The sequence below is a fragment of the Streptomyces chartreusis NRRL 3882 genome (assembly GCF_900236475.1).
GTDB lineage: Bacteria > Actinomycetota > Actinomycetes > Streptomycetales > Streptomycetaceae > Streptomyces > Streptomyces chartreusis_D.
This window is the reverse complement of the sequence record NZ_LT963352.1, coordinates 7,328,199-7,348,710: the sequence shown is the minus strand read 5'-3', so window position 1 is coordinate 7,348,710 and position 20,512 is coordinate 7,328,199. Positions and strand designations below refer to the sequence as shown.

19 protein-coding genes and 5 tRNA genes are annotated in these 20,512 nt (G+C 72.6%); 8 read left to right on the top strand and 16 right to left on the bottom strand.

Annotated features, from left to right (window positions below; all coding sequences use genetic code 11):
* Positions 1-37: 37 nt before the first annotated feature.
* Both SCNRRL3882_RS33330 and SCNRRL3882_RS33325 read right to left on the bottom strand, forming a co-directional pair.
* Positions 38-859: an aminotransferase class IV gene (locus tag SCNRRL3882_RS33330; RefSeq protein WP_010046580.1), complete on the bottom strand. Its 822-nt coding sequence runs from the start codon at positions 857-859 to the stop codon at positions 38-40.
* The gene (locus SCNRRL3882_RS33325) at positions 856-1,899 is read right to left on the bottom strand and encodes a chorismate-binding protein (RefSeq protein WP_010046581.1); all 1,044 of its coding nucleotides are present in this window, start codon (positions 1,897-1,899) and stop codon (positions 856-858) included. Before SCNRRL3882_RS33325 ends, SCNRRL3882_RS33330 begins: the two co-directional genes overlap by 4 nt.
* A gap of 178 nt (positions 1,900-2,077) precedes the next feature.
* Here SCNRRL3882_RS33325 and SCNRRL3882_RS33320 point away from each other — a divergent pair.
* The 5 genes from SCNRRL3882_RS33320 to SCNRRL3882_RS33300 all read left to right on the top strand — a co-directional run bounded on the left by SCNRRL3882_RS33320 (position 2,078) and on the right by SCNRRL3882_RS33300 (position 2,547).
* Positions 2,078-2,150: transfer RNA gene (locus SCNRRL3882_RS33320), tRNA-Gly, on the top strand.
* Positions 2,151-2,187: 37 nt separating this feature from the next.
* A tRNA-Cys gene (locus SCNRRL3882_RS33315) sits at positions 2,188-2,261 on the top strand.
* 1 nt (position 2,262) lies between these two features.
* Positions 2,263-2,334 (top strand) — tRNA-Val (locus tag SCNRRL3882_RS33310).
* Between the two features lie 26 nt (positions 2,335-2,360).
* A tRNA-Val gene (locus tag SCNRRL3882_RS33305) sits at positions 2,361-2,432 on the top strand.
* 43 nt (positions 2,433-2,475) lie between these two features.
* Positions 2,476-2,547 (top strand) — tRNA-Val (locus SCNRRL3882_RS33300).
* A gap of 76 nt (positions 2,548-2,623) precedes the next feature.
* Here the strand turns inward: SCNRRL3882_RS33300 and SCNRRL3882_RS33295 are convergent.
* From SCNRRL3882_RS33295 to SCNRRL3882_RS33280, 4 genes are all read right to left on the bottom strand, one after another.
* Positions 2,624-2,914 (bottom strand): zf-TFIIB domain-containing protein, encoded by a 291-nt coding sequence (locus tag SCNRRL3882_RS33295; RefSeq protein WP_078602932.1) that lies wholly within the window; start codon positions 2,912-2,914, stop codon positions 2,624-2,626.
* Positions 2,915-2,993: 79 nt separating this feature from the next.
* The gene (locus tag SCNRRL3882_RS33290; RefSeq protein WP_010045132.1) at positions 2,994-3,935 is read right to left on the bottom strand and encodes a phosphotransferase family protein; all 942 of its coding nucleotides are present in this window, start codon (positions 3,933-3,935) and stop codon (positions 2,994-2,996) included.
* 360 nt (positions 3,936-4,295) lie between these two features.
* Complete coding sequence (locus tag SCNRRL3882_RS33285; RefSeq protein ID WP_010045133.1) at positions 4,296-4,502, bottom strand: hypothetical protein; 207 nt, start codon at positions 4,500-4,502, stop codon at positions 4,296-4,298.
* Positions 4,503-4,751: 249 nt separating this feature from the next.
* The gene (locus SCNRRL3882_RS33280; RefSeq protein ID WP_040903875.1) at positions 4,752-4,976 is read right to left on the bottom strand and encodes a hypothetical protein; all 225 of its coding nucleotides are present in this window, start codon (positions 4,974-4,976) and stop codon (positions 4,752-4,754) included.
* Between the two features lie 195 nt (positions 4,977-5,171).
* Here SCNRRL3882_RS33280 and SCNRRL3882_RS33275 point away from each other — a divergent pair, with 195 nt between their 5' ends.
* A complete protein-coding gene (locus SCNRRL3882_RS33275) occupies positions 5,172-6,620 on the top strand; it encodes a serine/threonine-protein kinase (RefSeq protein WP_010045139.1) in 1,449 nt (482 codons plus the stop codon).
* A 24-nt stretch (positions 6,621-6,644) separates the two neighbouring features.
* Here the strand turns inward: SCNRRL3882_RS33275 and SCNRRL3882_RS33270 are convergent, their stop codons facing one another.
* The 10 genes from SCNRRL3882_RS33270 to SCNRRL3882_RS33225 form a co-directional block, all read right to left on the bottom strand.
* Positions 6,645-7,037 (bottom strand): NUDIX domain-containing protein, encoded by a 393-nt coding sequence (locus SCNRRL3882_RS33270; RefSeq protein WP_010045142.1) that lies wholly within the window; start codon positions 7,035-7,037, stop codon positions 6,645-6,647.
* 23 nt (positions 7,038-7,060) lie between these two features.
* Positions 7,061-7,879, bottom strand: coding sequence for a TrmH family RNA methyltransferase (locus SCNRRL3882_RS33265; protein WP_010045144.1), 819 nt, complete (start codon positions 7,877-7,879; stop codon positions 7,061-7,063).
* A gap of 64 nt (positions 7,880-7,943) precedes the next feature.
* The gene (cobA, locus tag SCNRRL3882_RS33260; protein WP_010045145.1) at positions 7,944-9,185 is read right to left on the bottom strand and encodes a uroporphyrinogen-III C-methyltransferase; all 1,242 of its coding nucleotides are present in this window, start codon (positions 9,183-9,185) and stop codon (positions 7,944-7,946) included.
* A 216-nt stretch (positions 9,186-9,401) separates the two neighbouring features.
* The gene (cobT, locus tag SCNRRL3882_RS33255; RefSeq protein WP_102514896.1) at positions 9,402-13,433 is read right to left on the bottom strand and encodes a nicotinate-nucleotide--dimethylbenzimidazole phosphoribosyltransferase; all 4,032 of its coding nucleotides are present in this window, start codon (positions 13,431-13,433) and stop codon (positions 9,402-9,404) included.
* 367 nt (positions 13,434-13,800) lie between these two features.
* Positions 13,801-15,018, bottom strand: coding sequence for a precorrin-6y C5,15-methyltransferase (decarboxylating) subunit CbiE (gene cbiE / locus SCNRRL3882_RS33250; RefSeq protein ID WP_010045149.1), 1,218 nt, complete (start codon positions 15,016-15,018; stop codon positions 13,801-13,803).
* Positions 15,019-15,211: 193 nt separating this feature from the next.
* Complete coding sequence (locus tag SCNRRL3882_RS33245; protein ID WP_010045151.1) at positions 15,212-15,844, bottom strand: GNAT family N-acetyltransferase; 633 nt, start codon at positions 15,842-15,844, stop codon at positions 15,212-15,214.
* 140 nt (positions 15,845-15,984) lie between these two features.
* Positions 15,985-16,803, bottom strand: a complete 819-nt coding sequence (locus SCNRRL3882_RS33240; protein ID WP_010045153.1) for a MetQ/NlpA family ABC transporter substrate-binding protein — start codon at positions 16,801-16,803, stop codon at positions 15,985-15,987.
* Between the two features lie 62 nt (positions 16,804-16,865).
* Positions 16,866-17,573: a methionine ABC transporter permease gene (locus SCNRRL3882_RS33235; RefSeq protein ID WP_010045156.1), complete on the bottom strand. Its 708-nt coding sequence runs from the start codon at positions 17,571-17,573 to the stop codon at positions 16,866-16,868.
* A complete protein-coding gene (locus SCNRRL3882_RS33230; protein WP_010045159.1) occupies positions 17,570-18,604 on the bottom strand; it encodes a methionine ABC transporter ATP-binding protein in 1,035 nt (344 codons plus the stop codon). Before SCNRRL3882_RS33230 ends, SCNRRL3882_RS33235 begins: the two co-directional genes overlap by 4 nt.
* A gap of 386 nt (positions 18,605-18,990) precedes the next feature.
* Entirely contained in the window at positions 18,991-19,641 is a 651-nt protein-coding gene (locus SCNRRL3882_RS33225) for an HAD family hydrolase (protein ID WP_010045164.1), read from the bottom strand.
* A gap of 69 nt (positions 19,642-19,710) precedes the next feature.
* Between SCNRRL3882_RS33225 and SCNRRL3882_RS33220 the strand changes: the two genes are divergently transcribed.
* Positions 19,711-20,070 carry a hypothetical protein gene (locus tag SCNRRL3882_RS33220; protein WP_010045165.1) on the top strand — a complete coding sequence of 120 codons (360 nt, stop codon included), beginning with the start codon at positions 19,711-19,713 and terminating at the stop codon, positions 20,068-20,070.
* Positions 20,051-20,479: a hypothetical protein gene (locus tag SCNRRL3882_RS33215; protein ID WP_010045166.1), complete on the top strand. Its 429-nt coding sequence runs from the start codon at positions 20,051-20,053 to the stop codon at positions 20,477-20,479. Before SCNRRL3882_RS33220 ends, SCNRRL3882_RS33215 begins: the two co-directional genes overlap by 20 nt.
* Positions 20,480-20,512: the final 33 nt, after the last annotated feature.

Below are 20,512 nucleotides of genomic sequence, written 5' to 3'. Positions count from 1 at the left end.
GCAACCACGCCCCCGGTCAGCCGAATATCCCGGCCTGTCAGGGGTCGAGGTCGTCCCCGGACCGCTCCTCGAAGATCCGCATGGCCTTGGCGGTCACCGGGCCGGGCGCGCCGGGCAGCTCGCGGTCGTCGATCCGGTGCACGGCCTGCACGTCCCGGAGGGTGGACGTCAGGAAGACCTCGTCGGCCCGCTCCAGGACGTCCAGTGGCAGATCCGTCTCCCCGGCGCCGGTCCATTCGATGGCCAGCGCGCGCGTGATGCCCGCGAGGCAGCCCGAGGCGAGCGGCGGAGTGTGGATCTCACCGTCGAGGACGACGAAGACGTTGGACCCGGTGCCCTCGCAGAGCTGTCCCACCGTGTTACCGAACAGGGCCTCGGAGGCGCCCTGTTCGCGGGCGCGGGCGAGGGCGACGACGTTCTCGGCGTACGAGGTGGTCTTCAGGCCGGTGAGCGCGCCCCGCTCGTTGCGCGTCCAGGGAACCGTGATCACGGCGGTGGAGTCGGGGCGGCGGGTCGTCTCGCCGAGGGCGACGACGAGGGTCGGGCCGTGCTGGCCGCGGTCGGAGCCGAGCGGGCCGTGGCCGCCGGTGTAGGTGATGCGCAGGCGGCCGAGCGACACGGGGTTGGCCTTCAGGACGGCGGCACAGGCGTGGCGCACCTCGTCGTGGTCAGGGTCGGGCAGTCCGAGGCCGCGCGCCGACCGGGTCAGCCGGTCGAGGTGCCGAGTGAGCGCGAACGGCCGGCCGTCCACGGCCTTCACCGTCTCGAAGATGCCGTCGCCCACGGTCAGCCCGTGGTCGAAGACGGAGACGCGGGCGGACTCGATGTCCTGCAAGCCGCCGTCGAGCCAGATCTTCACGTCAGGTCCTCTCCACTCACCTCATACGCTCCCGACGCTATCGCGAGCAGCCGGGCCGCCTTCAGCTCGGTCTCCCGCCACTCCCCCTCGGGATCCGAACCCCAGGTGATGCCGGCGCCGGTGCCGAAGCGCAGCATGCCGTCGGCCCGGTCGATCCAGAAGGTACGGATGCCGACGGCCAGCTCACCGGTCTGCCGGTCGGCGTCGACCCATCCGATCCCTCCGCAGTACGGCCCTCTGGGCGCCGACTCCAGCGCGTCGATGATCCGCAGCGCGCTCGACTTGGGCGCGCCGGTGACGGAGCCGGGCGGGAAGGCGGCGGCGAGCAGTTCGGCCCAGCCGGTCCCCTCCGCCAGCTCGCCACGGACCGTCGACACGAGATGGACCAGCCCCGGATGCTTCTCGACGGCACACAGCTCGGGCACCGTCACACTGCCGGTGGCGCAGACCCGGCCGATGTCGTTGCGGACCAGGTCCACGATCATGACGTTCTCGGCGTAGTCCTTCTCCAGCAGGTCCGCCTCGGTGCGGCCGGTGCCCTTGATCGGCCCCGACTCGACGAAGCGTCCGTCGCGCCGCAGGAACAGTTCGGGGGACGCGGTGGCGATCTCCACACCGTGACCGGGCAGGCGGATCGTTCCTGCGTACGGTGCCGGGTTGCCGCGGGCCAGCAGCGCGGTGAGGGCGTCGACGTCGGCGCCGGGCGCGACGGGCGCGGACAGCACCCGGCACAGGTTCGCCTGGTAGACCTCGCCGGCCGCGATGTGCTGCCGGATCCGCCCTACCGCCGCCGTGTACGCGGCGCGGTCGAGCGACGACGTCCAGTCGCCCGCCGCCGGGCCCGGCCACGCGCCGGGCACGGGGGCGGACACGGCCGCCTGCCGTACATCCCGGAAGCGTGCGCAGGTCAGACGGCCCTCGAAGTCGGCGCAGACGGCCCAGAAACCGCTGGATTCCAGGGCTTCGGGATCGTCGGTGACATCGAGGAGCCCGGTGGCGACACGGGCGCCGAAACGGGCGAGGGGCGGGAGGTCGAGCACGCAGTCGAGTCTATGGCGGGTGTCCTGCGGGTGACCGGGGGATGTCCCTTCGCGAGGCCCTGTGACCGCCCTGAGCAGGGGAAGCGCAGCACGCTGCACAAACGCGTTTTTGTGCTGGCCCCGGAATCCGCTAGAGTTCAACTCGTCGCCGGGCCGCGAGAGCGGACCGAAACGACAAGCGGACGTAGCTCAGTTGGTAGAGCGCAACCTTGCCAAGGTTGAGGTCGCGAGTTCGAGCCTCGTCGTCCGCTCGAAGGAACAGGGGGCTTCCCGGTCCCCTACGCTCCTGGTGGAGTGGCCGAGAGGCGAGGCAACGGCCTGCAAAGCCGTCTACACGGGTTCAAATCCCGTCTCCACCTCCAAGGACGATTAGCTCAGCGGGAGAGCGCTTCCCTGACACGGAAGAGGTCACTGGTTCAATCCCAGTATCGTCCACTGGATCTGCTTGAAGATCCGAACCCGCGCGATTAGCTCAGCGGGAGAGCGCTTCCCTGACACGGAAGAGGTCACTGGTTCAATCCCAGTATCGCGCACGCAGTGCCCGTGATCCGCTCCACGGCGTGGTCATGGTCCCGAGGACGATTAGCTCAGCGGGAGAGCGCTTCCCTGACACGGAAGAGGTCACTGGTTCAATCCCAGTATCGTCCACACCACACCGGAGCCCCGGCCGTACGCATCGGCCGGGGCTTCGTCGTGTCGCGACCGTCGTGCCGCGACGCTCGTGTCAGGACGAGAACAGCATGTGGCCGAAGCTCTTCTGTCGGTGGTGACCGTGGTGGCCATGGTGTCCGTGGCCGCCGTGCGGGGCGCCCCAGGCGGGGGCCGGTGGGGCGGGGTAGGCCTGCGGGGCCGGCGGAGGCGGCGGCGCCGGCTGGGACCACTGGGCCTCCAGGCGCGTCAGCGACTCCAGCTCGCCGTAGTCGAGAAAGATCCCGCGGCAGCCGCTGCACTGCTCGATCTGGACACCGTTGCGGTTGTACGTGTGCATCGGCGCATGGCACTTCGGACACTGCATGCTGGTTCAACTCCTCGCCGGTCGGTCCTGCTTACCGTGTCGCCAGGACAGACTCTGTCCGGCTGTGGTCGGTTGCACCCTACTTCGCGTGCTCCTGCGTCAACTGCGGCGGGACGGTGGCCATTCGGTCACAGGCGTCCACGACCGACTGCTCCACCTCGTCCAGGGGGCGATCGGCCGCGACCGCTTTGGCGACGGCCCGGGCCGCGGTCTGCACGGTGAGGGCGCGGGCGGGGACGTCCAGGGTGGGCCAGGGATCGCCGTCGGCCGGGACTGCGGGGCCGCCCTCGGCGCGGTAGGCCGCCAGGAACCGGGCCCATTCGCCGGGCGGGAGCAGTCCGCAGGCGTACCAGGCGGCGGGGCGGGCGAGATCCCAGGCCGGGACACCGACACCGAGGTCGTCCACGTCGATCAGCAGCCAGGGGCCTTCGGGGGCGGGATGGCGTACGAGCTGGCCGAGGTGGAGGTCGCCGTGGCACAAGGTGCCGGTATGCGGCATCGGGGCCTCGGCCCGGGCCCAGGCGGGGAGGGTGCCCCAGGCGCGCAGGACGGGGGGCGCGGCGGGGTGCGGGCCGGCGTCCCGGAGCCGGGCGATGGCGTGGGCCGCCTTGGCGGGGCCTCGCATGGTGGGCGTCTCCGGCGGGGCCGGGGTGCGGTGCAGTCGGGCGAGGAGGGTGGCGGCGGCCTCCCAGGGGGCGGCGTCGGGGGTTTTCGGGTCGACCGGGGTCCCGTACGGCCAGAACGTCACGAGGCGGCCGTGCAGGTCGGCCGGGGCCGGGGCGAGTGGGGGCAGGAGGATGCCGGGGTGGCGGGTGGCGAGGGTGAGACGGGTGGTCAGTTCCCTGGGGTCGGCCTCTTCGGGGTGGGCCTTCGCGACGGTGTCCGCGTGCCGTACGACGATGCCGTCGGGGTGGTCCGCGAGGGTGGCTGCGCCGCAGGGGCAAGCCGGGGAGCGTGCGTGAGCGGTGGCTCGGGCCTTGGCGGTGAGCTGCTGTATGAGCAGGGCGGGGGCGGAGTTCACTGGGCTCCCGGGGTGTGGGCGTCGGGGCGAGAGTACGCGCAGGTGAGGCCGGGCTTTAAGGCGCTGTGCTTCAAGTGCTCGTGTTGTCGCTGAGGCCGGGTGGTCCGCGGGCCGGCGGAGCGGGGCGCCTGCCCCAAGCTCTCGGCTTCGCTCGAGCAGGGGACCCCCATCGCCCACCCGTGCCGCCCTTGGCGGCACGATCGCCCGCAGCTCAGCGGACCTGCACGTGCGCAAAAATAATGCCGGCGCAGCTCCCCAGCTGCGCCGGCATTTGTGCCGTCCGCCGCACCCCCGTCCCCACGGGGTTTCATGGGTGGGATGTCCCCGCCCGGACCGCTCTTCCGGGCCTGGGGTCGCCGCTCAGCGCCCCAGCATCTCTCCCACGGACGACGCCTGTGTGGCCACTGTCTCCCACCCGTCGAAGACGAGGAGGAGCAGGACCGCCAGGGGAAGGGCCATCAGCGTCGCCACCAGGGGGTGGCGGCGGCCCTGGCGGCGGCGGAACGCGGCGGCGTACACCTTGCGTCCCTCCTCGCGGATCAGTGTCCGCGGTGCCGTGTGGGCCATGGTCCCTCTCCTGACCGTTCTCGGTTGTCGTTGGCAGCGGCGGGTGTCTGACCTCGGGGGACGAGTGCTGCACCCGCCGCTTGACATCAAATCTAGGCGTCCGCCCCGTCCCGGACGTCATGCCCTCGTACCGATTGCCGGGCCTCCCGGAGGATGAGCCGTCACCCGCGACGTACTCCCCTGGGTGGAGACGGAGACCCGGTTCTCAGGGTCTTCCCCGACGGGACGCCCGGCTCACCCCGCTTTGTCCTAGCTTTCCTCCCGCGGAATCGGCTGCTCCACCAGGGCCAGCACCCGGTTCGCCATGAAGCGGGCGGTACGCACGACTGTTCCGCTCCGGGTGACTTCGCTCACTTCCACGACACCTCGGCGTACCGCCGTCTCCACCCTGCGGCCCGCTCTGCTCGCCACCACCTCGTACGTGCGCGTCGTGTCGCCGGCGTCCACGACTATCTCCACACGGTCACCCTTCACGGGTCCAATCCCCCTTCCGGGCCAGGAGGTTGGGGCCGTCCCCCGCGCGAACACGGCCTGTGCGCGCGCCCCCTGACCACCCTTCAAGTCTCCCACCCACCACTGACAATCCGTCGGCCCGAGAGGGCGCGGCCTCTGCGCGCAGGCGGCCGTGGAAACGTAAGCTGTGGCTCGTCACAGGACCGGGCAGCGGGGATGAACATGGCGATGATGCGCCTGAGGCGCGAGGACCCGCGCGTCGTCGGCTCGTTCAGGCTTCACAGACGGCTCGGCGCGGGCGGGATGGGCGTGGTCTACCTGGGCTCCGACAAGAAGGGGCAGCGGGTCGCGCTCAAGGTCATCCGGCCTGACCTGGCGGAGGACCAGGAGTTCCGCTCGCGGTTCGCCCGGGAGGTCTCGGCGGCACGGCGGATCCGCGGCGGGTGCACGGCACGGCTCGTGGCCGCCGACCTCGACGCGGACCGGCCCTGGTTCGCCACGCAGTACGTGCCCGGCCCCTCCCTGCACGACAAGGTCGCCGCCGAGGGGCCGCTCGGCGCGGCCGACGTGGCCGCGGTCGGCGCCGCCCTGTCGGAGGGCCTGGTCGCCGTGCACGAGGCCGGGGTCGTGCACCGGGACCTGAAGCCGTCCAACATCCTGCTGTCCCCGAAGGGGCCGCGGATCATCGACTTCGGCATCGCCTGGGCCACCGGCGCCTCGACGCTCACCCACGTCGGTACGGCGGTCGGCTCGCCTGGCTTCCTCGCGCCGGAGCAGGTGCGCGGGGCCGCCGTCACACCGGCCACGGACGTGTTCTCGCTCGGTGCCACGCTCGCGTACGCCTCCATGGGCGACTCGCCCTTCGGGCACGGCAGTTCCGAGGTGATGCTGTACCGGGTCGTGCACGAGGAACCGCAGCTGCACGGCGTACCCGACGCACTGGCTCCGCTCGTCCGGGCGTGCCTGGCGAAGGACCCCGAGGAGCGGCCCAGCACGCTCCAACTGTCCATGCGGCTCAAGGAGATCGCGGCCCGCGAGGCACAGGACGTCGCCGGCGTCCGGCCGCCCGCGCCCCGCGGTGCCGATGCGGACCGGCCCATCGACACCTACCCCGAGCGTGGCCGGCGTCCGCAGGGACAGCAGGGTGCGGGGGCGTCCGGGGCGCAGCGGGGCCGGGGGACTCCCCCGCCGCGGCGCTCCTCCGGGCCCGGGGACGGCGGTCCGTCGACGGGCGGTCCGGCTTCCCAGAACGGAGCCGGCGCGCGGGGCGGAGCCCGGGCGGTGGGCGGCGGAAGCCGGTCGACGGGCAGCGGGAACCGCGGCAGGAATCCGGTGCGCGGCTCCGGCGCCTCACGCGGCGGCGCCCCGTCGCGGTCCGGAGCACGGCCGACACCCACCGGGCGCAACGGGACCCGGTCGGGCAGCTCCGGCCGTCCCGCCCCGCACAGCGGCACCGGGCGTCCGGCGTCCAGGAACACCGGGACCGGGCTGCGGCCCGCCAATCCCCGGTTGCTGCGGCAGCGGCTGTTCGTGTTCGTCGTGGTGACGCTGCTGGTGGCGGTCGGCATCGCCCTGGTGCAGGGCTGCCAGGGCTCGGCGCGGGGACTCGGCGGCGAAGGGGGCGGGGTCCGGCAGGAGCACGCGCAGCGGGGCTTCGCACCGTAGGGCTTCACGACCCCAGGGCCGCCGTCACAGCTCCGGCAGGATCCGCTCGAAGAACTCGCGGTCGCCGTCGAAGACCGGGTCCAGGGCGAGGAACTCCTCCGGCGTGACCCAGCGGGTCTCGGCGACCTCGTCCGGGTCGGGGACGACCTCCCCCGTGTCCGCGCGGGCGGTCCACCAGTGGAGGCGGAAGCGGTGGTCGTCGGTCTCCGACTCCCACACCTTCGCCAGCGGCGCGACGGTGAGGCCGACCTCCTCCCGGACCTCCCGGACGACCGCCTGCTCCTGGGTCTCGCCCGGTTCGAGCCTGCCGCTCAGCGGCTGCCAGTAGCCGGGACGGGCGACCGCCGGGCCCCGCCGGATCGCGAGGACGCGGTCCCCGCGCCGCAGTACGGCGACGATCGCCTGGCGCTGTTCCACGTACGGCTCCCAGGACTTGGGACTCAGGACTGAGGGCGGCCGGTGGCCACGGCGTAGAAGGCCACGGCCGCCGCAGCGCCCACGTTGAGGGAGTCGACGCCGTGGGACATGGGGATGCGGACCCACTCGTCGGCGGCGACCAGGGCCTGCGTGGACAGGCCGTCGCCCTCGGCGCCGAGCATGAGGGCCACACGGTCCATGGTGTGCGGGGCGGCCTCGTCGAGGGACCGGGCCTTCTCGTCGGGGGTCAGGGCGAGCAGCGTGAAGCCGGCCTCGCGGACGGACTCCAGGCCCTTGGGCCAGGTGTCCAGACGGGCGTAGGGAACGGAGAACACCGCGCCCATGGAGACCTTCACGCTGCGGCGGTAGAGAGGGTCGGCGCAGTCCGGGGAGAGCAGGACCGCGTCCATGCCCAGGGCGGCTGCGGAGCGGAAGATCGCGCCGATGTTGGTGTGGTCGTTGACCGACTCCATGATCACGACGCGGCGGGCGGTCTGGAGGAGTTCGGCCGCCGCGGGCAGGGGTTTGCGCTGCATGGAGGCGAGCGCGCCCCGGTGCACGTGGTAGCCGGTGACCTGCTCGGCGAGTTCCGGGCTGACCGCGTAGACGGGGGCGGGGAGCTCGTCGATGACGTCGCGCATGACGTCGACCCACTTGGCCGAGAGCAGCATGGACCGCATCTCGTAACCCGCTTCCTTGGCCCTTCTGATGACCTTCTCGCCCTCCGCGATGAAGAGGCCCTCGGCGGGTTCGCGCTTGCGGCGCAGATCCACGTCGGTCAGACCGGTGTAGTCGTGCAGGCGCGGGTCGTCGGGATCCTCGACGGTGATGAGATCGGCCACAGGGTGATACTGCCTTGTCCTGGGTGCGGTGCCAACGGCTTGGGACGGGTTGGGTTACCCGGGGTTACTCGCGGGGCGCGGTGACCGTCGGGCCGACCTTCACGACCTCGCCGATGACGATGACCGCGGGGGGCTTCACGTCCTCGGTCTTCACGGTCTCCCCGACCGTCGCCAGGGTCGCGTCGACCCGGCGCTGGCCGGCCGTCGTGCCTTCCTGGACCAGGGCCACGGGCGTGTCCGGGGCCTTGCCGTGGGCGATGAGCGTCTCGGCGACCTTCCCGATCGTGGCGACCCCCATGAGGATCACCAGCGTGCCGGTCAGCTTGGCGAGGGACGGCCAGTCGACCAGGGAGCGCTCGTCGTCGGGGGCGATGTGGCCGCTGACCACCGTGAACTCGTGGGCGACACCACGGTGGGTGACCGGGATGCCGGCTGCTCCCGGGACCGAGATCGAGCTGGAGATGCCGGGCACGACCGTGCAGGGGACGCCCGCCTCGGCGAGCGCCTGGAACTCCTCCATGCCGCGCCCGTAGACGTAGGGGTCGCCGCCCTTGAGCCGTACAACCGACTTGCCCTGCTTGGCGTACTCGATCAGCGCGTTGTTGATGGCCTCCTGCGCCATGAACCTGCCGTACGGCAGCTTCGCCGCGTCGATCACCTCGACGTTCGGGGGCAGCTCCGCGAGCAGGTCGCGCGGGCCCAGGTGGTCGGTGATGACGACGTCGGCCTCGGCGAGCAGGCGGCGGCCGCGCACCGTGATCAGGTCCGGGTCGCCGGGGCCGCCGCCGACCAGGGCGACTCCGGGCGTGCGAGTGCGGTGGTGCGGGGCGACGAGTGTGCCGTCGCGCAGGCCCTCGACGACGGCGTCGCGGATGGCGGCGGTGTGGCGGGGGTCGCGGCCGCGGGCGTCCGTGGTCAGCACGGCGACCGTGACGCCCTCACTGTGGCCGGTGGCCGGGGTCCAGGCCGTCGCCTCGTCGGCGTCGTCGGAGCGGACGCACCAGACGCGGCGGCGTTCCGCCTCGGCGGAGGCCCGGGTGTTGGCCTCCGTGTCGCCGGTGGCGATCAGGGCGTACCAGGCGTCGGCGAGGTCGCCCTCCTCGTAGGGGCGCTTGTGCCAGGTGATCTCGCCGGCGTCCGCCATGGCTTCGACGGAGGGGGTGACCTCGGGGGACACCAGGAGGACGTCCGCGCCCGCCGCGATGAGGGCCGGGAGGCGGCGCTGGGCGACCTGGCCGCCGCCGAGGACGACCACGCGGCGGCCGGTGAGGCGGAGGCCTACGGGGTAGGCGGGGTGTTCGGCCATGAAGGTGCGGCTCCTGTTGCGGCGGTGGTTCGGTAGCCCTGACGTGCGGATTTTACGGCGCGGGGGTTCGAGGCGGCACGGGCGTCCGGTGGCTGAGCGTCCTTGACGGGTGCGGGAGTGGGTCCGTGCCACCCGTTCCGCCCCTCGGAACGACTGCCCACGGACCCACGGCGCGTACGAGTCACCGGGATGCGGCGCCCCTGAGCCCGCCTTGCGCTACTTCTCGGTCACCCCCGCCGAATCGAACGTCGCCACCTCGTGCATCGCCCGGGCCGTGCTCTGGACCAGGGGGAGGGCCAGCAGGGCGCCCGTGCCCTCGCCGAGGCGGAGGTCGAGGTCGACCAGGGGGCGCAGGCCGAGCTTGTTCAGGGCGGCCACGTGGCCGGGCTCGGCGCTGCGGTGGCCGGCGATGCACGCCGCCAAGACCTCCGGGGCGATGGCGCGGGCCACCAGGGCGGCGGCGCCGGCGCTCACGCCGTCCAGGATCACCGGCGTGCGCAGGGACGCGCCACCGAGGAGGAGGCCGACGATGGCGGCGTGTTCGAAGCCGCCGATCGCGGCGAGCACGCCGATCGGGTCGGCCGGGTCCGGCTGGTGGAGTTCGAGGGCCCGGCGGACGACCTCGGTCTTGCGGGCGAGGGTCTCGTCGTTGATACCGGTGCCCCGGCCCGTCACCTCGGCCGGGTCCGCGCCCGTGAAGACGGAGATCAGCGCGGCGGAGGAGGTCGTGTTCGCGATGCCCATCTCACCGGTGAGCAGGGCCTTGTTGCCGGCGGCGACCAGGTCGCGGGCGGTCTCGATGCCGACCTCGATGGCCTGCCTGGCCTCCTCGCGGGTCATCGCGGGACCGGTGGTCATGTCGGACGTGCCGGCCCGCACCTTGCGGGGCAGCAGGCCCGGCGTGGCCGGGAGGTCGGCGGCGACGCCCACGTCGACGATGCAGACCTCGGCGCCCACCTGGGTGGCGAAGGCGTTGCAGACGGCGCCGCCGCCGAGGAAGTTGGCCACCATCTGGGCCGTGACCTCCTGCGGCCAGGGAGTCACCCCCTGGGCGTGCACGCCGTGGTCACCGGCGAAGATCGCCACGGCCGCGGGCTCCGGGATGGGCGGCGGGCACTGTCGGGACAGGCCCGACAGCTGGGCGGAGATGATCTCCAGCATGCCCAGCGCGCCGGCCGGCTTGGTCATGCGCTTCTGGCGCTCCCACGCCTCGCCGAGCGCCTTGGCGTCGAGCGGGCGGATCTGCGCGACGGTCTCGGCGAGCAGGTCGTGCGGTTCCTCTCCGGGCAGGGCGCGGCGGCCGTACGTCTCCTCGTGCACCACCCAGGACAGCGGGCGGCGCTTGGACCAGCCCGCCTGGAGCAGCTCGGGCTCGTCCGGGAACTCGTCGACGTAACCGACGCACAGGTAGGCGATGACCTCGAGGTGCTCGGGCAGGCCGAGGGCGCGGACCATCTCGCGCTCGTCGAAGAAGCTGACCCAGCCGACGCCGAGGCCTTCGGCGCGGGCGGCGAGCCACAGGTTCTCCACGGCCAGGGCGGCCGAGTACGGCGCCATCTGGGGCTGGGTGTGGCGGCCGAGGGTGTGGCGACCGCCGCGGGTCGGGTCGGCGGTGACGACGATGTTCACCGGCGTGTCGAGGATGGCCTCGATCTTCAGTTCCTTGAACTGCTTCGCCCGGCCCTTGGGGAGGGACTTCGCGTACGCGTCGCGCTGGCGCATGGCCAGTTCGTGCATCGCGCGGCGGGTGTCGGCGGAGCGGATGACGACGAAGTCCCAGGGCTGCGAGTGGCCGACCGAGGGCGCGTGGTGGGCGGCCTCCAGGACGCGGAGCAGCACCTCGTGCGGGATGGGGTCGCCGCGGAAGCCGTTGCGGATGTCGCGGCGTTCACGCATGACCTTCAGCACGGCCTCGCGCTCGGCGGGGTCGTAGCCGGGGGCGGCGGGACCGGTGGACTGTCGTGCTTCTGCCACTGCGGCCGCGCTCTCTGCTTGGTGGCGTTCCTGATCCGCCAGGTCTTCCTGTTCGGCGCCCCGGGTGTCCAGGTCGTCGGGGTTCTGTGCGAGTTCGGCGTCGCCTTCGCGGGGTGCGGGGACGATGACCACGGGTTCCGCCTCGGGCTGGGCCGGCTGGGGGACGGCCGCCTGGGACTGCTGCGGGCCCTGGACGTGCTGTCCGGCCTGCGCGTCCGGCGCCGGGCCGGGGAGTACGACGGTGACGTCCTCGGCGGGTGCCGGGGTGGTCTCCGGGGGCTGGGGGGTCTGGGGGGCTTCCGGTGCCCAGGGGGCCTGGGTGGCTTCGGCGGTTTCGGGTGTGGCAGCCGCCGGTTCAGGTGTGGTGGCTACCGGCTCGGAGACGGCGGCCACCGGCTCGGGTGCCGGCGCCGCCTCGACTGCGGGGTCGGGCACGGCTGCTTCAGGAGCCCGAGCCGGTGCCGGTGCTTCGGCGGTCGCGTCGGGGGCCGCCTGGGCGGGTGCGGGGGCCTCAGCTCCGGGGTCGGGCGCCGTCTCGGTGGGCTGAGGGGGCACGGTTGCGGCAGGGGGCTGAGTCGGTGCGGTGGTCTCCGGTGCGTCGGTGGGCGACTCGGGGGCGGGTGTGTCGGCGGACGCGGGAGCCTCGGCAGCCGGAGCGCCGGCTTCCGGGGCGACCGCCTCGGGGGTCGGGACGGGGGTGGCAGGGGCGGGCGCTTCAGGGGCCGGGGCGGGCGCTTCGGGGGCGGCAGCGGCCGTCTGCGGTGCCGTCAGCTCGGGTTCCTGCGCGGCTGCACCGGCGTCAACCGCCTCGTGGGCCGGGGCGATCGGCTCAGCAGCCTGCTGGGCGGCCTCACCGCCATCGGCCTCCGGCTCCTGCGCGACGGACTCGGTCGCGGGCGCGGCCGGTGCGGCAGCCTCGGGGGCGACCCGCGCTGCCTGTTCCTGTGCAGCAGCGTCGGGCCCCACCGCGGCCGGCGCCTGGGCGGCGGCCGTCTCCCCCGCATCCGCCTCGGGCGGAGCCACGACAGCGGGCTCGGGCGCGGTGGCGGCCTCCGGGAGCTCGACCGCCTCGGGCACCGGGGCGGCCTCGGGGACAGGAGCGGCTGCCGCGCCCTGCTCCGCGGCAGCCGCCGGGGCCTGCTCACCACCCTCGGCGGATTCGCCTGCGGCACTCGGCCCGGGCACCGCGGGAGAAGCATCGGCACGTGCCGGCGCACCGTCCTGACCAGAACCGTCCACGACCGGCCCCGGCACATCCCCCGGAGCCGGCTCGGCAGCGGCCACGGCCCCGGTCTCGGCGGCGGCCGCCTGGCCGGCGTCCGGTGAGACGCCCGCGCCGACGGGGTCACCGGCAACGCCTGCGCCCTGTTCGGAAGCGCCCTGCACCGGCTCGGCGGCGGCCACCTGCCCGCCCTCCGGACCGACGCCGGCCCCAGCGGGCTCGCCCGCAACCGCCGTGCTCTGCACGGACTCGGCAGCGGCAACCGGCTGGGCAGCGGCCACGGCGGCCTGCTCAGCAGCAACCCCGGGCTCGGCCGCGGCCACCTGGTCCCCGGAGGTACCGGCGGGCTCGCCCGGCACCGCCGCACCCTGCGCGGGCTGCGCCGGCTGTTCGGCATAGGTGCCCTGTCCGGATCCGGTCGGCGCCGGCGGTGCCGCGGGGGCCGGCTCCGGGGCGACGCGGGTGGCGACGGCCTGGGCCGTGCCCGCCGGCTCCGCTGCCGGAACAACCGTTTCCGCAGGCGCCGCCCCGGCGCTCACCGGGGCCTGGGGCGGAACCTGCGCGCCCCAGGGCGCGGCAGCCGGCGCGGGCTCCTCCGGAGTGCGCGGGACGTCGAGGTACTCGGGGCCGGGCGCCGCCGCCGCGGGCTGTCGTACCGGCGCTTCCGCGGGGCCGCGGTCGGCGAGCGAGCGGACCGGGCTCGCGGAGCTGTCGGGGAGCGGCGGGCCGAGGTGCAGCGGCCGGCGCGGGGTGATGGGCGGGATCGGCGGCGGGTCGGGCAGGCGGACGCCGCCGAGGTCGACAGAGCCGCTGTCGCGGCCTGAGATCTCGTGCGGGCCCGGCTGGTGCACGGCCTCGACGACCGGCTCCGGCGCGGGCGGGGCGACCTCGTTGCCCCAGGCGCCGTGGGAGCCCGGCAGCAGCAGGTCTTCGTCCTCGGCGGGGTTCTCGGAGAGGTAGGCGTACGCACCGTGCGCGGGGGCGCCCGGCTGTTCCACCATGCCTGCGCTCTCCGGCAGTCCCTCGCCCGGGACCTGGCCGGTGTCGGTCATGCGTACCCCTCGCCCATCGGTTAGTGCTCCTACGACCAGCTCACCCGGAACGGCGCACCGACCGCCCCACAGTGAAGAACGAGCGTGCGTCCCCAGCGGCACGAACGGCCCGCCCGGAAAAGGCGACAAAGCCACTCACTGGCATTGTTGCGGCCGAAGCACCCTCACGGCACCTTGATCCGCGACGGTTCCGCTGTGGACTGCGCCACGTTGCGCGTCCTCCGGTTCTGCCGTACCACACTCCCCCCAAAACGGGCGGGTTTTCCGGACATTGGCCGACGAACTGCCGGACGTCCGCGTGCGGTGCAGCGATCGGCCAGCCTACCGCGCGCAGTACGACAACCCGATCACGGGGACGGCGGCCGGGTCAGGCGCTGCGGCGGGGCAGCACCCCGCTGAGCAGGAACGCGACGCTCCGTTCCTTCTCCGTCCAGGCCCGGGTGTCGAGTTCGACGGACTGGAGCAGGGCGCACTCGACGCCGTACCCGTGTTCCGTCAGGTCCCGGCCGATGAGTTCGGCGGCGTCGCGGGTGGCGGCGTGCGTGACGATGCGCTGTGGGCGGCGGTCGGCGACGGCCGATACGACGGCCGCTCCCCCGCCGCCGACGCGGACGACGTCGGGTTCGGGGAGGTTCTCCAGCACGTGCGGGGCGGTGCCGTGCACGATCTGGAGCTGGACGCCGAGGCGGCGGGCGGCCGCGTCGGTGCGGGCGCAGGCCGCCCGGTCGCTGTCGACGGCGATCACGGCGGCGCCGGCGCGCGCGGCCTCGATGGCGAAGGCGCCGCTGCCGCAGCCGATGTCCCACACGAGGTCGCCGACACGTGGTCCGAGGCGGGCGAGTTGGGAGGCGCGCAGCAGCTGGGTCTCACCCTCGCCGAGGTCACCGCCGTACGTCCCGGCGGGCAGGGACCAGCCGCGTGGTCCGGCGGACGGGTCGCGGCCGGCGATCCAGCCGGTCTCCCCCGCCGTGTCCGGCCGGGCCGGACCGCCGAGGACGATGACGACGTTGGGGTCGCGCCAGGTGTGGTCGGCGGCCTTGTCGGAGGTGACGACGCTGACCCGCTCGTGTGCGGTGCCCAGTTCCTCGCAGATGACGAAGGAGCGGTGGACTCCTTCGAGGAGCAGGCCGAGTTCGGCGGGGCCGGCACCGGGTGAGGTGAGCACTGCCACCTTGGTGTGGGCACGGCACACGTTCACCGCGCGGCGCAGGGTGCGGCGGTGTGCGACGACCACCTGTGCGTCGTCCCAGGGCATGCCGGCGCGGGCGAAGGCGGCGGCGACCGAGGAGACGGCGGGGACGACCTCCACTTCGAGGCCGAACTCGGGGGCGCGCAGGGTGCGTACGACGCCGAAGAAGCCGGGGTCGCCGTCGGCGAGCACGACGGCCGTGCCGCGGTGGGCGGCGATGCGGCGGGCGGCCAGGGCGACGCTGCCGAGGCGGATGCGCTCGGCGCCCGCGGGTACCTCGTGGAGCGCCAGGTGGTGGGCGGCACCCGCCACGAGCGTGGCTCCACCCAGGGCGGCGCGTGCCGCGGCGGTCAGCGGCGAACCGTCCCAGCCGATCACCGTGACCCGGTCGGCCATCGTCGTCAGTCTCCAGGGGTTTTCGCAGGTCGTCTGTGTGTCGTGTGATGAGCTGCCCGCAGGCGGGCTCCGTGAGAGTACCCGGTGCAGCCGCCGGAGGGGGCGGCGTGCCGTCGCGCGCGGTGTCCGTTCCTGGTCGGTTCCGGTCGCCGACGCCAGTTCCGGTCGTCGACGTCAGTTCCGGTCGTCGACGTCAGTTCCAGTCGCCGAAGGACGTGAAGCCGCCGGGCAGCTGGTCGCCGACGCCTTCGAGGTCCTCGGGGAGCAGACTCCAGACGATCAGGTCGGTGCGTACCTCGGTCCACTCGCCGTCGTCCGTCCGCGCCCGGGCTATCCAGGCGCCGCGCAGCACTCCCTCGCTGATGCAGCCGATCTTCTGGGCCACCTGCTGGGAGGCGGTGTTGTCGGCCGGGGTGCGCAGTTCGAGGCGCTCGAACTTCTGGTCGTTGAAGAGCCACTGCGCGGTGATGAGCGCCGCCTCGGAGGCGTAGCCCTCGCCGCGTGCCCAGGGGGCGATGACGTAGGAGATCTCGCTGGAGCGGATCCGCCAGTCGGTGTTCCGGAGGTGGACGATGCCGACGAGGCGCTGGGTGAGGAACTCGGTGACGGCGAAGACGATGCCGCGGCCCTCGGCCCGTTCGGCGGGGGCCTGTTCGGTGATCCAGGAGCGTGCGTGGGCCTCGGTGTAGGGCTGCGGGACGGTGGTCCAGGCGGTGACGAGCTCGTCGTTCATCATGTCGGCGAACGACTGGATGTCCGGCTCCTCGAAGGGGCGCAGGACCAACCGCTCCGTGCTGATGGAGACGTTGGGAAAGGTGCTCGTCATGCGCGCTCCGTAACCTTCGGTGAACCTTCAGGGCCTGCTGAACTGCCCAGCATGCAGCATGAAAGCACTGATCCGCACCACGGGGCCCTCCCCCACCCGGTGCGGGAGGACCCCGTGCGGGGCGGGTGCCGGGCGTCGCCTCAGAAGGAGGCGAGCACGGAGCCGGCGTACTTGTCCTGGATGAACTTCTTCACCTCGGGCGAGGTCAGGAGCTTCGCGAGCTTCTTCACGCGCGGGTCGTTCTCCTCGCCCTTCTTCACGGCGAGGAAGTTGCCGTAGGGGTTGTTCTTCGGGGACTCCAGGACGAGGGCGTCCTTCGACGGCTTGAGGTCGGACTCGATGGCGTAGTTGCCGTTGACGACGGCGGCGTCCACGTCGTCGAGGGAGCGCGGCGTCTGGGCCGCCTCCAGCTCCTTGAACTTGAGGTTCTTGGGGTTCTTCGTGATGTCGGCAGGGGTCGCCTCGTTGCCGACGCCCGCCTTGAGGGTGATGAGCCCGTGGGCGGCGAGGAGCTTGAGGGCGCGGGCCTCGTTCACCGTGTCGTTGGGGATGGCGACGGTCGCACCGCTCTTCAGGTCGTCGGCCTTCTCGACCTTGTGGGAGTAGAGGCCGAGCGGCTCCAGGTGGACCGTGACGACGGGCACGATGTCGGTGCCGTTCTTCTTGTTGAAGTCGTCGAGGTACGGCTTGTTCTGGAAGTAGTTGGCGCCCACGGAGCCGTCCTGCGTCGCCGTGTTCGGCGTGACGTAGTCGGTGAACTCCCTGACCTGGAGGTCCAGGCCCTCCTTCTTCGCCAGGTGGTCCTTGACGTAGTTGAGGATCTCGGCGTGCGGGACGGGGCTGGCGGCGACGATCAGGGGTCCGTCGGAGCCGGAGTCGCCCGCGCCGCAGGCGCTGAGCCCGAGGGTGAGGGCTCCGGCGGCGAGGACGGCGGTGGTGATCTTGGCGGTGTTACGCACGAAAAGTGCCTTTCCTTATGACCTTGCGGGTGGTGCGACCCCGTTGTGGGTGAACGGGGAGCTCAGGAGGCGGCTTTGAGCAGCCGCAGTTTCGGGGCGGGTCCCGAGTGGGCGCCGCGGCGGTGCAGGGAGCGGGCCGCGTAGTCGCCGGCGAACTGGATGACCGAGATGACGACGGCGAGGATCGCGACGGTGATCCACATCAGCTGGGTCTCGAAGCGCTGGTAGCCGTACCGGATGGCGATGTCGCCGAGGCCGCCGGCGCCGACGGTGCCCGCCATCGCCGAGTAGCCGATGAGGGCGACGATCGTGGTGGTGGTGCTGGAGATCAGCGACGGCAGTGACTCGGGGACGAGGACCTTGCGCACGACGGTCCAGGTGTTGCCGCCCATGGCCTGCACGGCCTCGACCAGCCCGTGGTCCACTTCGCGGACGGCCGTCTCGACCAGGCGCGCGAAGAAGGGGATGGCGCCGATGGCGAGCGGCACGATGGCGGCCTCGCGGCCGATGGTGGTGCCGGTGATCCAGCGGGTGAAGGTCATCAGCGCGACCATCAGGATGATGAACGGCAGCGAGCGGGCGATGTTCACGATCTGCCCGATGACCTTGTTGGCGACGAGGTTCTGGAGCAGGCCGCCGCGGTCGGTGAGGACCAGCAGGATGCCGAGCGGCAGTCCGCCGACGACGGCGATGAGCGTGGACCAGCCGACCATGTAGAGGGTGTCCCAACACGCCTGCTCCAGCAGGGGCTGCATCTCGGACCAGGTCACTTGGCACCTTCCTTCGCCAGTGCGGACTCATGTCCCGGGACGTCGATCTGGAGGCCCTGTTCGCGCAGGAAGCCGATCGGCACGACGTTGTCCTCGTAGCGGCCGGGCAGTTCGATGCGCATCCTGCCGACCTGGAGCCCGCCGACGGTGTCGATGGCGGCGCCGAGGATCGATATGTCGATGTTGTAGGTGCGGGCGAGCTGCGAGATGACGGGCTGGGTCGCGCTCTCGCCCTGGAAGGTGACGTCGACGACGGTGCGGTCCTCGCCGGAGGCCTCGCCGTCGAGCGGGAACAGCGCGGCGGCCAGTTCGGAGCCGGGGGTGGCCAGCAGCTCGCTGACCGTGCCGGACTCGACGATGCGGCCGTTCTCCATGAGCGCGGCGGAGTCGCAGACCGACTTCACGACGTCCATCTCGTGCGTGATGAGCAGGACGGTCAGGCCGAGCTGCCGGTTGAGGTCGCGCAGCAGCGCCAGGATCGAGCGGGTGGTCTCCGGGTCGAGGGCGCTGGTGGCCTCGTCGGACAGCAGCACCTTCGGGTCGCCGGCCAGGGCGCGGGCGATGCCGACGCGCTGCTTCTGACCGCCGGAGAGCTGCGCCGGGTAGGCCTTGGCCTTGTCGGCGAGGCCGACCAGGTCGAGCAGCTCCCGTGCCTTGCGGGAGCGTTCCGCGCCGGACTTGCCGAGGATCTCCAGCGGCAGTTCGACGTTGTCCTGGACGGTCCGGGAGGACAGGAGGTTGAAGTGCTGGAAGACCATGCCGATCCGGCTGCGCGCCTGCCGCAGTTCCCTTCCGGCGCGCGGGCCGCGGCCGGCCAGGGCGGTGAGGTCCTGTCCGGCGACCGTCACGGTGCCCGAGGTGGGCCGTTCCAGGAGGTTGACGCAGCGGATGAGCGAGGACTTGCCGGCGCCGGACTGGCCGATGACGCCGTACACCTCGCCTTCGCGGACGTGCAGGTCGACGCCGTCCAGGGCGGTGACCTCGCGGCCGCGCGAACGGTAGACCTTGGTCAGGTCCGTTGTGGTGATCACGTGGGTTTCCGTCACTGTCGAGTGCGCGGGCGTGGGTGTGCCCGGGCACAGAGGCATTCGTTCAGGGACGCGACACGGTTCTCGCTGGGGCGTGGAACCGGGGAGAACATGTGCGCGGGCGGCTTGGTGTCACGCAGCGCTCGGGGCGTGCGGACATGCCGCGGTCTCGCTTCGGGGCGCGAGCTCAGGGGGTGGTGCGGGGGCCCTCTAGAAAGCGCACATTCGACACGTACAACGAGCACCGGGCGCCATGGTCGCCTCGGTCGCGGGGATGCGGTCGCTCGTCGTGGTCATGCCGTCAGTAAAACACGCGTACGGTCCTGACCGGCCGCCGCTGTCCGGATGCTGGACAGCGGTGGACAGGGGCTGGGATCCGCCGGCTTCCATCAGTCGCGCAGGGAGATCTCCACACCCTGCTCGGTGACCAGTGCGGACAGGGCCGACAGGTCCTCGACCACCAGGTCGGCACGGAGTTCGTGAGCCTGGTGGGTTGTGGTCAACGCCACGGTGGTCATGCCGGCGGCGCGGCCGGCCGTCAGGCCCGCGGGGGCGTCCTCGAAGACGACGCACCGGGTGGGGTCGACGCCGAGGGCGCGGGCGGCGAGCAGATAGGGCTCGGGGTCGGGCTTGCCGCGGGTGACGTCGTCCGCGGCGACGAGCGTCTTGGGCAGGATGCCGACGGCGTCGAGCCGGGCCTCGGCCAGCCGCCGGGTGGCGGAGGTGACGACGGCCCAGCGCTCGGCGGGCAGGGCGTCGAGGAAGGCACGGGTCCCCGGCAGCAGGTGCACCCCGCCGCCTGGCACGTCTTCCACCTCCAGGTCCTCGATCCGCGCGACGGCCTCCGGGACCACGTCGGCGGGCAGCAGGTCGGCGGCTATCTCGGCGGCCGGCCGGCCGTGCAGCTCGACCCGGGCGAACTCCTCGGCCGTGATCCCGTACTCCGTGGCCCACCGCGTCCAGCAGCGGTCCACCGAGGAGAGGGAGGAGACCAGGGTTCCGTCGTTGTCGAACAGCAGGGCGTGCGCGTGGATCTTCATGCCCTCGACCCTACGGTGCAGGCCAGGGCCGGAAGCATCGGGCCTTTTCGGCCGTAATAAGGTCGCAGCATGCTTGATGCCCTGACGCTGGTGACCGGCGTCGCCGCGCTGCTGCTCGCCGCCTGGTGCGGCTGGGCGGCCTTCCGTGACCAGCCGACCAAGGACTGGCACTTCATCGGGATGGCCGTGGTCACCCTGCTGTCGCTGGTCCAGCTGGTGGTGGGGATCGTGCTGCTGGCGCAGGGCGAGAAGCCGGAGCAGGGCACGACGATCTTCGTGGCGTATCTGCTCGGGGCGTTCGCGTGTGTCCCGGCGGCGGGCTTCATGTCGCTGGCGGAGCGCACCCGCTGGGGTTCGGTGACGGTAGCCGCCGGCGGTGTGGTGCTGGCCGTGCTGGAGGTGCGGCTCTATGACATCTGGGGAGGCTGAGGTGAGCCGGCGGCGACTGACCAGCGGGCCGGGCACGCTGCTTGTCTGGCTGTACGGCGTGATGGTCGTGGGGGCGGTGTCGCGGTCCGTGTTTCAGATCGCGACGGAGTTCGACCGGGCGCCGCTGGCGTACTCGCTGTCGGCGGTGGCCGGTGTCGTGTACGGGTTCATCACGTATTCGCTGGTGCGGGGTGGGGAGACGGGACGGAAGGCTGCGCTGGCGTGCTGTGTGGCCGAGTTGGTGGGGGTGCTGACGGTGGGGACGTGGACGTTGATCGAGCCGTCGGCGTTTCCGGATGCGACCGTGTGGTCGGACTTCGGGATGGGCTACGTCTTCATTCCCGTGCTCTTGCCGCTGTCCGCCATCTATTGGCTGCGGAAGGGTGCGCCTCGGGAGGATGCCGCCTGAGGTTCGTCAGGCGGCCGCGGGCCGTATGTGGTT

Excerpts from the sequence above, each read along its gene's own strand:
- SCNRRL3882_RS33295 (WP_078602932.1), bottom strand. The coding sequence starts at position 2,914 with ATGCAGTGTCCGAAGTGCCATGCGCCGATGCACACGTACAACCGCAAC.
- cbiE (WP_010045149.1), bottom strand. The coding sequence starts at position 15,018 with ATGGCCGACCGGGTCACGGTGATCGGCTGGGACGGTTCGCCGCTGACC.
- SCNRRL3882_RS33215 (WP_010045166.1), top strand. The coding sequence starts at position 20,051 with ATGACATCTGGGGAGGCTGAGGTGAGCCGGCGGCGACTGACCAGCGGG.
- SCNRRL3882_RS33225 (WP_010045164.1), bottom strand. The coding sequence starts at position 19,641 with ATGAAGATCCACGCGCACGCCCTGCTGTTCGACAACGACGGAACCCTG.
- cobA (WP_010045145.1), bottom strand. The coding sequence starts at position 9,185 with ATGGCCGAACACCCCGCCTACCCCGTAGGCCTCCGCCTCACCGGCCGC.
- SCNRRL3882_RS33220 (WP_010045165.1), top strand. The coding sequence starts at position 19,711 with ATGCTTGATGCCCTGACGCTGGTGACCGGCGTCGCCGCGCTGCTGCTC.
- SCNRRL3882_RS33245 (WP_010045151.1), bottom strand. The coding sequence starts at position 15,844 with ATGACGAGCACCTTTCCCAACGTCTCCATCAGCACGGAGCGGTTGGTC.
- cobT (WP_102514896.1), bottom strand. The coding sequence starts at position 13,433 with ATGACCGACACCGGCCAGGTCCCGGGCGAGGGACTGCCGGAGAGCGCA.
- SCNRRL3882_RS33285 (WP_010045133.1), bottom strand. The coding sequence starts at position 4,502 with ATGGCCCACACGGCACCGCGGACACTGATCCGCGAGGAGGGACGCAAG.
- SCNRRL3882_RS33275 (WP_010045139.1), top strand. The coding sequence starts at position 5,172 with ATGAACATGGCGATGATGCGCCTGAGGCGCGAGGACCCGCGCGTCGTC.